This is a genomic window from Phycicoccus sp. Soil748 (assembly GCF_001428025.1).
Lineage (GTDB): Bacteria > Actinomycetota > Actinomycetes > Actinomycetales > Dermatophilaceae > Pedococcus.
Genome location: NZ_LMSC01000008.1, coordinates 28,245 through 41,907 on the forward strand (window position 1 = coordinate 28,245; position 13,663 = coordinate 41,907).

Genomic DNA, 13,663 nt, shown 5'->3' on the forward strand with positions numbered 1-13,663 from the left:
CCAACGCGGCCGAGGCCGGCTGACCCTGAGCTCACGGGTTCTGGATCAGGCGCAGGAGCGTCCCGTCGGGGTCGACGAGGTAGCCGATGCGCAGCCCTGAGGGTTCGAGCCGGGGCGGGTGCAGGCGCGGCCACCCTCGGTCCGCCTCGGGGACCCCGGTCCCACGGCACCGGGCGTAGAAGGTGTCGACGTCGTCGAGGCGCAGGCAGCAGCTGAAGGAGCTGGTCGCCGGGTCGAGGCCGGCGAACGGGAAGAACTCCAGCGTGAGGTCGTGCCCGGACAGGATCATCCAGCCCTCGTCGCGGTACACGGGCTCGAAGCCCAGCGCTGCGTAGAAGGCCGTCGTCGCGTCGAAGTCGCGAGACGGCAGGTTCGGGGTCGCCAGGTTGCCCACGTGTCCTCCCTTGCTCTCGGGCACAGTCTTCCCCTGCCCGGTGGGGTGGAGGAAGCGCCCAAGGTCCCTACCGAGTGCCCGCTGGGCGGGTGTGACGGCGCGGCGGGAGGGCTCGCCGGAAGGGGGCGCGTACCCAGCCTCCCGCTGTGCTCAGCCGGCGCGGCTGCGTACCCGGTCACGCACCTCGTGCAGCGCGGCGGCCATCTCGGCGCTGACCCGTTCGCGATCGGTGAGCCAGTCGAAGAGGACGTGGTCGTCCCTGGTCACGCCGAGCAGCACGTCTGCGGTGGCAGCGGCGACGAGCGCGCCGGTCCGGGGCACGGGCAGACCGTCCCCTGCGACCTCGTGCGTCCACGTGTCGGCGAGGGCGAGGAGGTCGTCGTCCACGTGCCGGCGGCGCGCCGAGGTCAGCGACGCAGCCGCGGCGGGCAGGGCGCCGACGGCCGCGTCGTCGACCGCGGCACGTACCTCGGCCACCAGCTCGTCGAGGTGCAGCTCCATCAGCCAGGAGGGCATGCCGCGCCCCGCGAGCACCCGGGACAACCAAGCCACCTGGCGCACTGCCTGCTCCTCGTCGAGCGGTGCGAGCGAGATGAGCCACGCGGAGTCCGAGCTCGCGAACCGCGCTCCGCGCTCGCCGTACCGGATGCCGTAGTAGGGCATGATGTCGAACGAGCGCTGCGCCGCCCGCACCGCGGCGCGCACCAGCGTGGCATCGGTCGTCACGGGGTAGGCGCCCGCCTCCGGGTTGACCACGGCAGCGTCGATCGACTGCCCGGTCGACCGTCGCAGCAGGCCGGCGACGACGTGCCGCTCCGCCTGCCCCACGAGGTCGGCGACGTGCGAGCCGGGACCGAACTCGGTGAGCCGGCCCTCGACGGCCGCCCGCAGTGTGGCGGCATCGGTGGAGCCGGTAGCCACGACGAGCCGCTCGATCCCCACGACGGCGGCGAGCACGGCAGGATCCTCGACGCGACCGGTGAGCGTGCGGTCGGCGTGGGCGAGGAGCAGCTCGCGGGCCTCGCGGGCCTGGACGTCGTCGGTCATGGCGCGCATTCTGCCGTGTCGCCTGCACCCTCCCCACCGTCCTGCCACACTGCCGGCAGGCAGGCACCGCAGGGGGCCTTATCGAGCACTCGGGGGCGGGGTATGGGGCGGTCGCGGCTGCCGCACCGCGGGCCGGTGAGGAGCCCGTGAACCCGGCAGAGATGTTGCGCCTCACCCCCACGCTGCTCTGGGTGCTGTTGCTTGCCCTCACTCTCTTCGTCCTGGCGCTGGGTGCCGTCGCCGGAGTCGCGGGCCTGGTGGTCCGCCGTCGCCTGGCCGCACCCGAGTCCGTGCCGGGACCACGGCCGCGCGCGACGCGCTGGCTCATCACCGGGCTGGTGGTCGACGGGCTCGTGCTCGCGGTGGCCGCCGTTGGGCTGGCCACCGCCCCGAGCTCTCACGTCCCGGTGCCGTCCGCCCGCGCCAGTGCCCAGGACGTGGTCGCGGCCTACCTCGACGCCTCGAACGCGCACGACGTCGGCACCATGAACGCGATCCTGGACCCCGCCCGCATGGGGACACTGAGCAGGTTCCGCGCCACGTGGGTCGTCGACGAGGTCGACATGCAGCCCGTGGAGGCCTACCACGAGCTCGACTCGGTGCTCCCGGCCGGCACCGAGGTCGTCCGGGTGCCCGTCGACCTGGTCGTCATCCGCGGAACCGACCTGACCGTGCCCGACCACACGCGTCTGCCCTGGGGTTTCGTCCTCGCCCGGCCGGACGCGCAGCACCGGTGGCGGATCGTCGACCAGGGGTTCTGACCCTGGGCTGGGCTGGGCTCTGGGTTTGGTCCGGTGCGGCCGGCCCGGCCGCCCGTGGCCCAGCGTGGGTGGCCGGGCGCGGGTGGCCGGGCATCCGCGGCTCGCACTCGGGGCGTGTCAGTCGTCGGTTGCGCCCTCGTACGCGGGGGTGAGCTCGGTCCACCGCGCCTTCCAGGCGGCGGCGGGAGCCTCGGCCGACCAACCGCCCTCGTGCACGGGGCCGTCCGTGGCGAGCGAGCGCCCGAGGTCCTCGAGGTGGACCTGCCACCCCGCGCCGTAGAAGTGCAGCGACCCGACCGGCAGGCCGCGTTCCTCGACCACGAGCCGGGTGCGATCGCCCTCGGCGGTGAGCCATGCCTCCAGCTGCGACTCGTCCTCCGTGCCCGGCTCGGTCGTGAGCAGGAGGTGGTGCGGCGCCTCGCAGGCCTCGATCACCGCCGGCCCGCTCCAGGTGCTGGTGAAGGTCGCGTGGACCGTGCCCCCCTCGCGCAGGTCGCCGTCGACCTCGGCGATCCAGCGAGCCAGCCGCTCCGGCGTCGTGCAGGCCGCCCACAGGTCGTCGATACCCGTGTCGTAGACGTCCTCGACCCGCACGGCCCCCCGCGTCCCGTCCAGTGCTCGTGTCGTTCCGATGATGTTCATGACGTCCCCTTCTTCCCTCGTGCGATCTCGGTGTGCAGTGCGTCGAGGCGGTGCTGCCACAACGCGCGGTAGTCCTCCAGCCACTCGTCGACCTCGACGAGGCCCTCCGGACGCAGGCTGTAGATCCGCCGCTGTGCCTCCTGCCGCACGTCGACGAGCCCGGCCTCGCGCAGCACCCGCAGGTGGCGCGACACCCCGGGCCGCGCGATGGGCAGGGCGTCCGCCAGCTCACCGGCCGCGGCCGAGTGGTCGCGCAGGATGCGCAGGACGGTCCGACGGCTCGGGTCGGCCAGGGCTTGGAGTACGGCATCCATGCCTGTCAACGTAGCCGGGCGGTTACGTAACCGCAAGGGTACGCGCAGGCCGTAGGGCGCGGGCCGTGGGGAGGAAAGCGGCCCATGGGCCGAAAGTTCGGGGCTGGGTATGGCGCGGGGCGCAGGGAAGCGGCCCATGGGCCGAAAGTTCGGGGTCGGGTACGGCGCGGTGGGCGGGGATGCGGCCCATGGNCTGGGGCTGGGTATGGCGCGGGGCCGCAGGGAAGCGGCCCATGGGCCGAAAGCTGGGGCTGGGTATGGCGCGGTGGGCGGGGATGCGGCCCATGGGCCGAAAGTTCCGGGGCGGCCTACGACAGCTGGGGCCACGGCTCTCGCCGTGACCCCAGCTGGTTCCACCGCCGCAGGGCGGCGGAGCGTGGTTACTTCAGCACGATGGTGGTCGTGTGGGCCACGCCGTCACCGAGGACGACCTGCAGCTGCCAGACACCGGCCGACAGCGGACGGGTGTCCAGGTTGTAGATGTACTGGCCGTCGCCGTAGCGGAAGGCGTTGCCGAGGTTGGCCGTCGAGGTGGCGGTCGCGTCCTTGGCCGAGCCCGTGGCGGGGAGCTTGGTCAGTACGAGGCGCGCTGCGCCGTCGGTGACTCCCGCGGAGTACCCGGTCAGGGCGAACTTCACGGGGATGCTGCGGCCCAGCTTGTAGGAGCCGCCGTCCACGACCGGCGCGAGCAGGCCCGACCAGCCGTAGGTGACGTCGACCGTGAAGGACTTCGAGGCGGCATTGCCGTGGGCGTCCGTCGCGGTGCAGGTGACGGTGGTCGAGCCCGGTCGGAACGAGCCGCCGGCCGGCGTGAGCGAGGTGCCACGGTCGTCGACACACGCGGGGACGACCGCCCCGTCGACGAGGTCGGTCGCGGTGACCGGTGCGTCGAAGGTGACGGGCGTGGATGACCCGGTCGCCGTGGCGGCCACCGTGGTGGGCGTCGCCAGGGCCGGTGCGGTGGTGTCCTCGACCTCGACGGCGAACGATGCAGAGCTGGTGTTGCCCTCCGCGTCGGTGGCCGCGCAGGTCACCGTCGAGGCGCCCACGGCGAACGTCGAGCCGGCGGCCGGGGTGCAGGTGACGGGCACGGTGCCGTCAACCGCGTCCGTGGCGGACGGCGCGTCCCAGGCGACGCTCGCCCCGGAGGCCGAGGTCGCTTCTGCGGTGCGGGTCGCCGGGATGCCGGTGATGGCCGGTGCCGTGGTGTCGACCACCGTGTACTGCTCGCTCTGCGAGCCGGTCAGGCCGCGGCTGTCGGTGTAGGAGCAGGTCGCCGTGCGGGCGCCGAGGCCGCCCGCGGCACGCGGACCGCTGGTCGCCGAGATCATGGCCGCCGGCGAGAGGGTGCCGTCGAACGCGTCGGTGACGAGGCAGCCCGGGTCGGCGCTGCCGTACTCGAGCGTGCGGCTGCCGGGCAGTCCGGTGACGCTCACCTGCGGCGGGCTCGTCTGCAGCGGGGTCCAGGACGACGCACCGACTGCCTGGTAGCGGGCGCCCCACGCGCCGTCGCAGCACGGCTCGGCGGCATACACCTCGATGGTGTGCGCGCCGGCAGTGAGGTCGGCGGTGTACGAGAGGGACGCGGAGGTGTTGTCCAGGGTGCCCCCCGCCCAGGTGTCGTACCAGTGGCCCACGACGACGACGCCGTCGACGAGCAGCTCGCTGCCGTTGCCGGCGTCCGGGCCGAACTGGAAGGTCCAGGACCCGTCCGTCGCGGCCGTGAAAGGCAGCACCAGGTGGGAGATGATGTTGGAGTTGGTGCCGCAGTACGCCTGGTTGGAGAGCCCGTCGGCGGAGACCGGCGTCACCCCGGTGTTGCAGTACCCCCAGTACGCCGTGCGGGACGCGCTCTCCCAGGCGTCGGCCATCGCCGACGGCGAGGACACGAACGAGGGCCAGTAGTGCGAGGTGTACGAGAGCTTGCCGACCGTCCCGCTCGGTGCGGTGTCGGCCATGGCGGCCGGTGCGAGCGCGCCGACGCCGAGGGCGATCGAGCCGAGGGCGGCGACACCGACTGCGCGTCGGGCGCGCGCTGCCCACCGCCCCGTCTGCTGGGTGCCGAGTCGTGAGATGGCGGTGCGAAGTGGGCGGCGTAGAGCCACAAGTCCTCCCGGTGTGAGCGGTCCCTGCTGGACCAGTGCCTGTGACGTTGCCACCCCTGACCTGCGGATATGTCCTCTTTGCCGGTGCTGAACGGATGAGAGTTGCTGGCCGAACGGCTGGTATCAGCGCACCGCTCCGTCCCGGTGCCCTCGTTTGGCACCGGGTGCCGCGACTGGTCGTGCCCGCAGGGTCCCCTTCGAGCCGGACGAGAGCCGGACCAGCGCGCGTCGCTCAGGCCGAGATGGCCGCGAGGGCGTCGTCCACCATGCGCAGCCCCTGGGCTTCGAACTCCTCGTCGCCGACCTGGTGCGCCCACGCGGCGGTGCTGACCGCCTCCCGCAGGAGCGTGCGGTGCCACGCCCCGGGCTCGCGGGGGTCGGCGCCGTACCCCTCGAGGAAGGCGCGTTCCAGGTCAGGCCGGCCACGGAACTGCTGCACCTGCAGACGGGCCAGGTCGGTCATGGCCGGGCGCAGTGCCGCGCGGCCGAAGTCGATGATGCTGACCACGCCGTCGTCGTCGACGAGCCAGTTGCGCGGCTGCCAGTCACCGTGGGTCGGCACGAGGGTCGTGGACGGGGTCGGCCACGAGGCGACGAGTCGGCGCAGTCTCGCCACGACGTCGCCGGCGATCCGGTGCGGGGAGTCGAGCCAGGCGAGGGTCCTGCGGTTCTCCCGTGCCTCGTGACCCTCGTCGGTGGTGCCGCCCTGACGGTGCAGGAGGGCCAGCAGCTTCCCGGCCTGGCGGTAGGTGGCCGCGGCGTGCTCGTGCTCGGTGCCCAGGACGAGCCGGCCAGACAGGTGGTGGGTGACGAGCAGGCGGGTGGGGAGGTCGGCGAAAGCCAGCAGGGGCGCCCGACCCAGCGAGGTCCACGGCTGCAGCCAGCTCTGGTGCGCCCGGATCTCCCGGGCCATGTGGTGGTCGTCAGGGCCGCCGGCCTTGACGATGTAGCGCCGGCCCGCGTGCACCACCTCGCGGACCGCGCGCTCGACCTGGCCCCAGCTGTGGTCGTGCACCACCTCGGCGCCGGGCAGCCAGAGGTCGAGCAGGTGCAGCTGATCGGCGGAGGGCAGGGCGACGGGAGCAGGCACGGCCGACACCCTAGGACCGCTCGCGTCAGAGCCCTGCCAGGAACGCGTCCAGCCTGTCGAGCAGCAGCGCGGTGGCCTCGGCGTCGTACGCCGGCAGCGAGGAGTCCATGAACAGGTGCTGGTCGCCGGGGTAGAGGAACAGCTCACCGCCGGCCTCCGCGACCAGTGCCTCGGCCGCCGGCTTGTCCCACTCGTTGTCGAACTCCGGGTCGTGCTCCATCGCGTGCACCTGGACCGGCAGGCCGGCGGGCCAGGTCGGGCTGAACTCGGAGACCGGCAGCGCCCCGCAGAGCAGGATGGCCCCGCGGGCCCCGCCACGGGTCTGGGCCAGCTGCTGGGCGGGGCCGAGCCCGAGCGAGATCCCGGCGTAGACGACCTCCGCGGGCAGGGTCTGAGCCGCCTCGACGCCCTTGGCGCTGATGGTCTCGAAGCCGACCTCGCGGGCGTGCCCGACACCCTCGTCCAGCGAGTCGAAGGTCTGGCCGTCATAGAGGTCGGGGGTGTGGATCGTGTGGCCCCGCCTGCGGAGCTCGTCGGCGAGTGCCGTCACCCCCTTCGTCAGCCCCTGCGCGTGGTGGAACAGCACGACCTCGGCCATGACGACCTTCCCCTCTCGTCGATGTGGGCCGGGGGCGTCCCGGCTGCGCCCACGCTAGCCCCGACCGGTGACAACCTCCCGGCTCGGACCGCCGGGCTTCCGTCAGGCCCAGATCGCGGCCGGGATGCCGTCGGACCAGGTCTGCGGCGGGTCGGGCAGCGGCCGCGCATCACCCGCCGCGTGACGGGCGGCCGTCCACGCCGCGGCACACGCGTCGAGGACGTCGTCGGCGGCATACCCGGGACCGGTCAGCACCGATGGCGAGGCGAGCCCGGCCGCAGCGAGGGCGGCGAGCCGATCGCGCCGCCCCTCGTCGGTCTTCTTGCCGGAGAGCAGCGGAGCCCCGGCCATGACCGCGAAGCTCAGCTCCGGGTGCACCTCCAGCACGCCGACCGTGGGACGGCTGCGGACCCAGGCGTCGACCTCGAGGATCTTCGCGCGCAGGGCGAAGGCCTGCGCGCCGACGCCCTGCCCGGCCAGGGCGCGGTTCACGACGTCGGCCTCGGCCCGGGTTGCCTCGGCGTACGCAGCGCGCGTCAGGGTCGTGAACACTGAGGACGCCTTCCCCGGCAGCGCCCTGCGCGCTAGGGCGTCGGCCTCGCGGGTGCTGGCGTCGGGCAGGCCGATGGGGATGTCGATGCCGACGACCTGGATGCCGAGCGACTGCCGGACCGACTCCACCAGGCCGGAGATCGACGAGGCGACGGCCACCCGGGGACGCGGCGCCCCGGGTTCGAGGATCGCCCCGACCCAGCCGGCCTTGCACGCGTCGACACCCAGGACGGGGACGGTCACCTCCACGGGCGGCAGCGGCACAGGACCGTCGTCGACCGCTGCGTCGGCGCGGCCGCCGACCGTGGCGAGGGCGGCACCGAGCTCGCGGACCGCGCTGTCCACCCGCTCCAGCGCGGCGTCGGCGCCACGGTCGCCGGCGGCGAGGCGGTCGCGGAGGTCGGTCGCCTCCGCGACCAGCCGGTCGGCGAGCCGCCGGACGTCGTCGGGGCCGGTCATGACGGCCTCACCGGAGCCTCGCGAGGCCGAGCCAGTCGGCGAGCGCGTCGATCTCGGCCTCCACGGCGGCGGTCATCTCCTCGGTGAACCTCACGTCCTGGTGCACGGCATACACCTCGAACACGCCCTCCTTGCGCTCTGCCTTCGCGTCGAGCTTCCCCACCAGGCGGTCGCCGTAGAGGATCGGCAGGGCGTAGTGGCCCCAGCGCCGCTGCGAGGTGGGTTTGTAGACCTCGAGGACGTACTCGAAGCCGAACAGCTCCTGCGCCCGCGACCGGTCGTAGACGAGCCGGTCGTAGGGCGACAGCAGGGCGGCGCGACCCCGGAACTCGTCGACGTCGTCGCGCTCGAGCACTTCGGGATCCACCCGCCACTGCCCGGCGACACCGTCGACCACCACCGGCACCCCCACCTCGCCGACGTGGACCGGCTCACCGGGCCGTGAGGTGCCGCCCACACGGGCGATGCCGAGGGAGGCGAGGCGGCGGGCCGCCCGCTGCCGGGCGGCCTCCTCGAGAGGCACCGCGGGGGCGTCCGGGTAGACGCGCTCGGCGAGGTCGAACAGCCGCTGGCGCCCCCGGCGTCCACTGACGGCGACCTCGGCCTTCCTCACGAGGAACTCCAGCATCTGGGTGACGTTGCGGTTGTTGGTCCAGCCGGACGATGGCCACGGTTCGACGCTGGTGTCCGGGATGTCGCGGGACAGCAACGGGCCGTGCTCCTCCAGCCTGGCGAGGACGTCGCGGCGGAACGGCTCGTTGACCCGGAGCCACTCGCGGGCGTCGGCCCAGGGCGGCCACGCCTCGTGACCTGCCAGGTGGAGGGGCACGTCGTCCATGGGACGGATCCGCCCGTCGAGCTCGACCAGGGTGCGGCTCTCGAGCGCCTGCTGCAGGTCGGCCGACCGGTAGGCCGACCCGAGCCGGCTCCAGAGCACCAGCTCGGCGCTCGGGGCGATGGGTGCCGCGGGATCGACCTGCACGAGGCCCAGCTGCTGCACTACCTCGATGAGGTCACCCGGTCGCGGCAGGTCCAGCAGCTGCGCGCGCACGGCGAGGCGCCGGGCCTGCGCACGGCTGATCTCCCGCACTGCGGTCTGCTCCCTGCTGGTCCGGCGCACAGCGGTCAGGCCGGGGTCCACAGAGAGCCGCTGAACCGGTTCGCGCGGTCGGTCCACCACCCGGCCGCGGCGAAGCCGGCCTGCTCGAACTCCGCCTGAAGGCGCTCGCGGGTGAACTTGGCCGAGATCTCGGTGCGCAGCTGCTCACCCGCCGCGAAGTCGACCTCCAGGTCGAGGTCGGCGATGCGCACGTGCACGTCGCGCACCGCCTCCAGGCGCATCTCGATCCAGGCGTGCTCGGCGTCCCACACGGCGACGTGGCGGAAGTCCGCTGCGTCGAAGTCGGCCCCGAGCCGGCTGTTGACCACCTCGAGGACGTTGAGGTTGAAGGCGGCCGTCACGCCTGCGGCGTCGTCGTAGGCCGGCAGGAGCACGTCGGGCGACTTCACGAGGTCGGCGCCCAGCAGGAAGGCGTCGCCCGCACGCAGGTCCGACCTCAGGGTGGTGAGGAAGTGCGCGCGCTGGTCGGGTGCCTGGTTGCCGATGGTGCCGCCGAGGAACACGACCAGCCGTCCACCGAACACCTCGCCCTCGTCGACAGCCAGCGCCTGCGCCAGCCCGTGCTCGAAGTCGGCCCGCACCGTCTCGATGTCGAGCGTCGGGTAGCGGGCGGCGAGGTCGTCGGCGGCGGCGTGCAGCGCGCTGTCGCTCACGTCGATCGCGCGGTAGGCGGCCTGCTCGCCTTCAGGGGTCGTGGCCAGCACCGCCTCGATGAGGGCGCGGGTCTTCTCGGAGGAGCCCGACCCGAGCTCGACGAGGTGGCGGCAGGACGCGGCACCGACGATCTCCGCGGCGTGGTCGAGGAGGATCTCGCGCTCGGCGGCGAACGGGTAGTACTCGGGGAGCCGGGTGATCTCCTCGTAGAGCTCGCTGCCGACCTTGTCGTAGAACCACTTCGGCGGCAGGGTCTTCGGGCTGCTGGTCAGCCCGGCGCGGACGTCCTGGGCGAGGCTGCGCTCGCTGAAGTCCTCGGGCAGGTGGTCTCGGTGTCGCTGGGCCATCGGCTCGCTCTCGTCCGTCCCGCCCCCCGGGGTCTCCGGGTCGGCGTGCTGGGCCGACGCTACCGACGGCCACCGACATCGGCCTCCCGAGAGGACGCGCAGGCCCCGATCCCTCGGTGGTGCCACCTCTCAGCCGGTGGCCCGTCGGCCGCGGCGCGCCTGGAGGTAGTCACTGACGACGTACTCGCCGAGCCGGTCGACGCTCGGGGTGAAGACGCGCCCACCCGCGCGCCGGGCGACGGCGTCGACGAACCGCGCCAGCCCCGGGTCCTCGCCGAGCATGAACACGTTGAGGGCGGCGCCGGACCGTCGCAGCTCGTCGACCTGGGCGACGGTCGCGCGCAGGGTGGCGTTGCTCGTGGGCCACCGGAAGGTCGGTACACCGTCGTCCCCGAGGTGCGCCGTCGGCTCACCGTCGGTGACCACGAGCACGACCGGCTGCGCCTGCGGGTGCCGGCGCAGGTGCCGGGTCGCCAGCATCAGCGCGTGCTGGAGGTTGGTGCCCTGTACCCACTCCGGCTCGGCGTCGGCGAGCTGCACGGGGGTCAGGCGGCGGGCGGCCAGGTTGAACCCGATGATCTCCAGGGCGTCCTGCCGGAACCGCGTCTGCACCAGGTGCGACAGCGCCAGCGCCGTCTGCTTCATCGGCCCCCAGCGACCCTCGTTGACCATCGAGAACGACATGTCGACGCACAGGGCGACCGCGGCGGTGGTGCGGCGCTCGGTCTCGACCACCTCGAAGTCGGACACGTCGAGGCTGACCCGGCCCGGCTGGATACCGGCGCGGCGCAGGGCGTTGCCGACCGTGCGGGGCACGTCGAGGGGTTGCTCGTCGCCGAACTCCCACGGGCGGGTCAGGCCGGTCGGCTCGTCGGCGTGGCCGCTGCGGCGGTCGTCGTGGTCGCCGTGTCCCTGCGCGGACAGGCCTTCGAACACCTTCTTCAGGGCCGTCTCGCCGAGGCGCCGGACCGCCCGAGGGGTCAGGCGGAGGCCGTCGTCGCCCTGGCTGAGGTAGCCCTGTCGCTCCAGCTCGCGTTCGAGCTGCCGCAGGGCCTCGAGGTCGCGGGCGACGTCGGCGCCGAGGTGCTGCTCGAGGCGTTCGACGTCGATGTCGTCCAGGCTCGACCCGGCGTAGGACTGCCCGACCTGCTCCATGAGCGACTCGAGGTCGGCGAGCTCGGCCACCGCCTCGACGGCGGCGCTGTAGCCCATCGGCTCACCGCCGGGCCGCATGCCGACGGGGCTGCCGCGGTCGAGGCCGGGTCGCAGCGCGCGCAGGTTGTCGCCGAGCTGGGCCATCTCCGAGGCGAGGTCGGCGTCCGCGAGCGCGTCGCTCATGAGCTGGGCCAGCTGCTCGCGCTGCTCGGGGCTGAGCGAGGCCATCATCCGCGCGGCCGCGGCCTGGCGCCGGGCGAGGGCGTCGATGAGCTCGTCGACGTCCTGCGGGTCCTCGGGGAACATCTCGCCGTGCTTGTCCATGAACTGCCGGAACGCGTCGGTGGTGTCCTCGCCCCGGGCGTGCGCGGCGAGCAGCTGGTTGAGGTCGGCGAGCATGTCGCGGACCGCGGCCATCGTCTCGGGGTCGGGGTCCGACAGTGCCCGCGCCATGCCGGTGAACTGGGCGTCGAGCACCTCGCGCTGCAGCATCTGGGCGATCGAGTCGTAGATCGACTTGGCCTCGGGGGAGTGCCACTCGTGGGAGGCGAGGGCGCGGACCTGTCCGGCGACGTCGTCGGGCAGGGTCGCGAGGTCCATCTCGGCGAGCCGGGCGTCGTCGGTGTCCTCACCGGCGAGGGTGTCGCGCTCCGCGGCGAGGGCCTGGTCGAGGGCGGCGCGCACCTGGTCGAGGGTGCCGGACAGGTTACCGCGCCGTCGGGCGGCGTCGCGGGCCCGGCGGATGCGGTCGGCGAGCTCGTCGAGGCCACGGCGTCCGTCGACGCCCTGGCGCAGCAGGTCGCGCAGCGCCTCGCGGGCGGAGCCGCCGGCGAGGACGTCGCGGCCGATCTGGTCGAGCGCGGAGCGCACGTCGAACGGCGGCGCGAGCGGGTCGGCACCCCCGTGCCACGGCCCGTAGCGGAAACGGTCACCGTGGTGCCCCGCGCCCGGTCCGGAGCCACGCCCCGAGCCATGCCCGGTACCCCGCCCGCCTCCGTCCCCGCGCCCGTGGGCGCCCGAGGAGGGCACGGTCAGGCCCCGTAGACCGTGCGGCCGGCCACGGTGTCCTTGTCCAGGCGCCGGGTGAGGTGCAGGCCCTCGAGGACGAACTCGACGGCCGCTGCGACCTGACCGGGCCCCGCGTCGTCGCCGTGGCCGAGCCGGTCGAGGACCTTGGACAGCCCCGGGGTCGCCCCGATCTGCGCGAGCAGGTCGGCTGCGGGCACCAGCTCGCCGGTCTCGACGACGTCGCCCTCGGCGAACCGCTCGGTGAACCCCGACAGGTCGAGGCCGGCCAGGCGCGCCCGGAAGGTCTCTGCCGTCGCGAGCCGCAGGAGGTGGTCGAGCACGTCGCGCTCGCGACCCTCCTCGCCCATCTCGAACTCCACCTTGCCGAGCAGCGTCGGCACCACCGTGGGGACGTCGCAGATGCGGGCCACCGCCTCGGCCTCGCCGGCCCGGGCGGCCCGACGCAGCGCGGACGCGCTCACGCTCTCTGCCGCCGCGATCGAGAACCGCGCCGACACCCCCGACCGCTGGTCGACCGCGGAGGACTCGCGCAGACCGCGGGTGAAGCGGGCCAGCACCTCGACGAGGTGCTCCGGCACGTCGGCCACCGTCTGGGCCTCCTGCTGGATCAGGCGGACCTCGTCGGAGACCTCCTCCTGGTAGTGCGTGCGGATCTCGGCGCCGAAACGGTCCTTGAGCGGGGTGATGATGCGGCCGCGGTTGGTGTAGTCCTCGGGGTTGGCCGTCGCGACGAGCAGCACGTCGAGCGGCAGGCGTAGCGAGTAGCCGCGGATCTGGATGTCGCGCTCCTCCAGGACGTTGAACATCGCGACCTGGATGCGCTCGGCGAGGTCGGGCAGCTCGTTGAGCCCGAAGACGCCGCGGTTGGCCCGGGGGACCAGGCCGTAGTGCACGGTCTCCGGGTCGCCGAGGGTGCGGCCCTGCGCCACCTTGACCGGGTCGACGTCGCCGACCAGGTCACCCACGCTGGTATCCGGCGTGGCCAGCTTCTCGGTGTAGCGCTCGTCGCGGTGCCGCCACACCACCGGCAGCTCGTCGCCCAGGTCGGCCTTGAGGCTCAGGCAGCGGGTGCAGACCGGCGCCGTCGGGTCGTCGTGGATCTCGCAGCCCGCGACGGCCGGCGACCACTCGTCGAGCAGCTGCCCGAGGGTGCGCATCAGGCGGGTCTTGCCCTGCCCGCGCTCGCCGAGGAGCACCAGGTCGTGCCCGGCCAGCAGGGCGCTCTCGAGCTCGGGCAGCACAGTGTCGTCGAAGCCGACGATCCCCGGGAACGCCGTCTCACCCGAACGCAGCCGGGCCAGCAGGTTGGCGCGGATCTCGGCCTTGACGCTGCGGTGGGCGTAGCCGGTGGCGACGAGCTCGCCGAGGGTGCCGGGACGTTCGGTCTGGGTCATTG

The 13,663-nt window shown here is 73.6% G+C and carries 13 protein-coding genes; 1 reads left to right on the forward strand and 12 read right to left on the reverse strand.

Annotated features, from left to right (window positions below; all coding sequences use genetic code 11):
- Window positions 1-31: 31 nt before the first annotated feature.
- Window positions 32-394, reverse strand: coding sequence for a bleomycin resistance protein (locus ASG70_RS12630; RefSeq protein ID WP_056884227.1), 363 nt, complete (start codon window positions 392-394; stop codon window positions 32-34).
- A 150-nt stretch (window positions 395-544) separates the two neighbouring features.
- Entirely contained in the window at window positions 545-1,441 is an 897-nt protein-coding gene (locus tag ASG70_RS12635; protein WP_156399992.1) for a hypothetical protein, read from the reverse strand.
- A 146-nt stretch (window positions 1,442-1,587) separates the two neighbouring features.
- Here ASG70_RS12635 and ASG70_RS19345 point away from each other — a divergent pair, with 146 nt between their 5' ends.
- The gene (locus ASG70_RS19345; protein ID WP_056884229.1) at window positions 1,588-2,202 is read left to right on the forward strand and encodes a hypothetical protein; all 615 of its coding nucleotides are present in this window, start codon (window positions 1,588-1,590) and stop codon (window positions 2,200-2,202) included.
- 117 nt (window positions 2,203-2,319) lie between these two features.
- Here ASG70_RS19345 and ASG70_RS12645 read toward each other — a convergent pair whose 3' ends face one another.
- The 10 genes from ASG70_RS12645 to ASG70_RS12690 form a co-directional block, all read right to left on the reverse strand.
- Window positions 2,320-2,844, reverse strand: a complete 525-nt coding sequence (locus ASG70_RS12645) for an SRPBCC domain-containing protein (RefSeq protein WP_056884230.1) — start codon at window positions 2,842-2,844, stop codon at window positions 2,320-2,322.
- Entirely contained in the window at window positions 2,841-3,158 is a 318-nt protein-coding gene (locus ASG70_RS12650; RefSeq protein ID WP_056884231.1) for a helix-turn-helix transcriptional regulator, read from the reverse strand. Before ASG70_RS12650 ends, ASG70_RS12645 begins: the two co-directional genes overlap by 4 nt.
- Before the next feature lie 380 nt (window positions 3,159-3,538).
- Entirely contained in the window at window positions 3,539-5,263 is a 1,725-nt protein-coding gene (locus ASG70_RS12655; RefSeq protein ID WP_056884232.1) for a CCXG family PEP-CTERM protein, read from the reverse strand.
- A 232-nt stretch (window positions 5,264-5,495) separates the two neighbouring features.
- Window positions 5,496-6,353: a phosphotransferase gene (locus ASG70_RS12660; RefSeq protein WP_235531487.1), complete on the reverse strand. Its 858-nt coding sequence runs from the start codon at window positions 6,351-6,353 to the stop codon at window positions 5,496-5,498.
- 25 nt (window positions 6,354-6,378) lie between these two features.
- The gene (locus ASG70_RS12665; RefSeq protein WP_056884233.1) at window positions 6,379-6,951 is read right to left on the reverse strand and encodes a dienelactone hydrolase family protein; all 573 of its coding nucleotides are present in this window, start codon (window positions 6,949-6,951) and stop codon (window positions 6,379-6,381) included.
- A 102-nt stretch (window positions 6,952-7,053) separates the two neighbouring features.
- Window positions 7,054-7,962 carry a DUF429 domain-containing protein gene (locus ASG70_RS12670; protein ID WP_056884234.1) on the reverse strand — a complete coding sequence of 303 codons (909 nt, stop codon included), beginning with the start codon at window positions 7,960-7,962 and terminating at the stop codon, window positions 7,054-7,056.
- 7 nt (window positions 7,963-7,969) lie between these two features.
- Window positions 7,970-9,052, reverse strand: a complete 1,083-nt coding sequence (locus tag ASG70_RS12675) for a DNA glycosylase AlkZ-like family protein (RefSeq protein WP_056884448.1) — start codon at window positions 9,050-9,052, stop codon at window positions 7,970-7,972.
- Between the two features lie 35 nt (window positions 9,053-9,087).
- Window positions 9,088-10,083, reverse strand: coding sequence for an L-histidine N(alpha)-methyltransferase (egtD, locus tag ASG70_RS12680; RefSeq protein ID WP_056884235.1), 996 nt, complete (start codon window positions 10,081-10,083; stop codon window positions 9,088-9,090).
- 129 nt (window positions 10,084-10,212) lie between these two features.
- The gene (locus ASG70_RS12685; RefSeq protein ID WP_235531488.1) at window positions 10,213-12,108 is read right to left on the reverse strand and encodes a VWA domain-containing protein; all 1,896 of its coding nucleotides are present in this window, start codon (window positions 12,106-12,108) and stop codon (window positions 10,213-10,215) included.
- A gap of 161 nt (window positions 12,109-12,269) precedes the next feature.
- Window positions 12,270-13,661, reverse strand: a complete 1,392-nt coding sequence (locus tag ASG70_RS12690) for a sigma 54-interacting transcriptional regulator (RefSeq protein WP_056884236.1) — start codon at window positions 13,659-13,661, stop codon at window positions 12,270-12,272.
- Window positions 13,662-13,663: the final 2 nt, after the last annotated feature.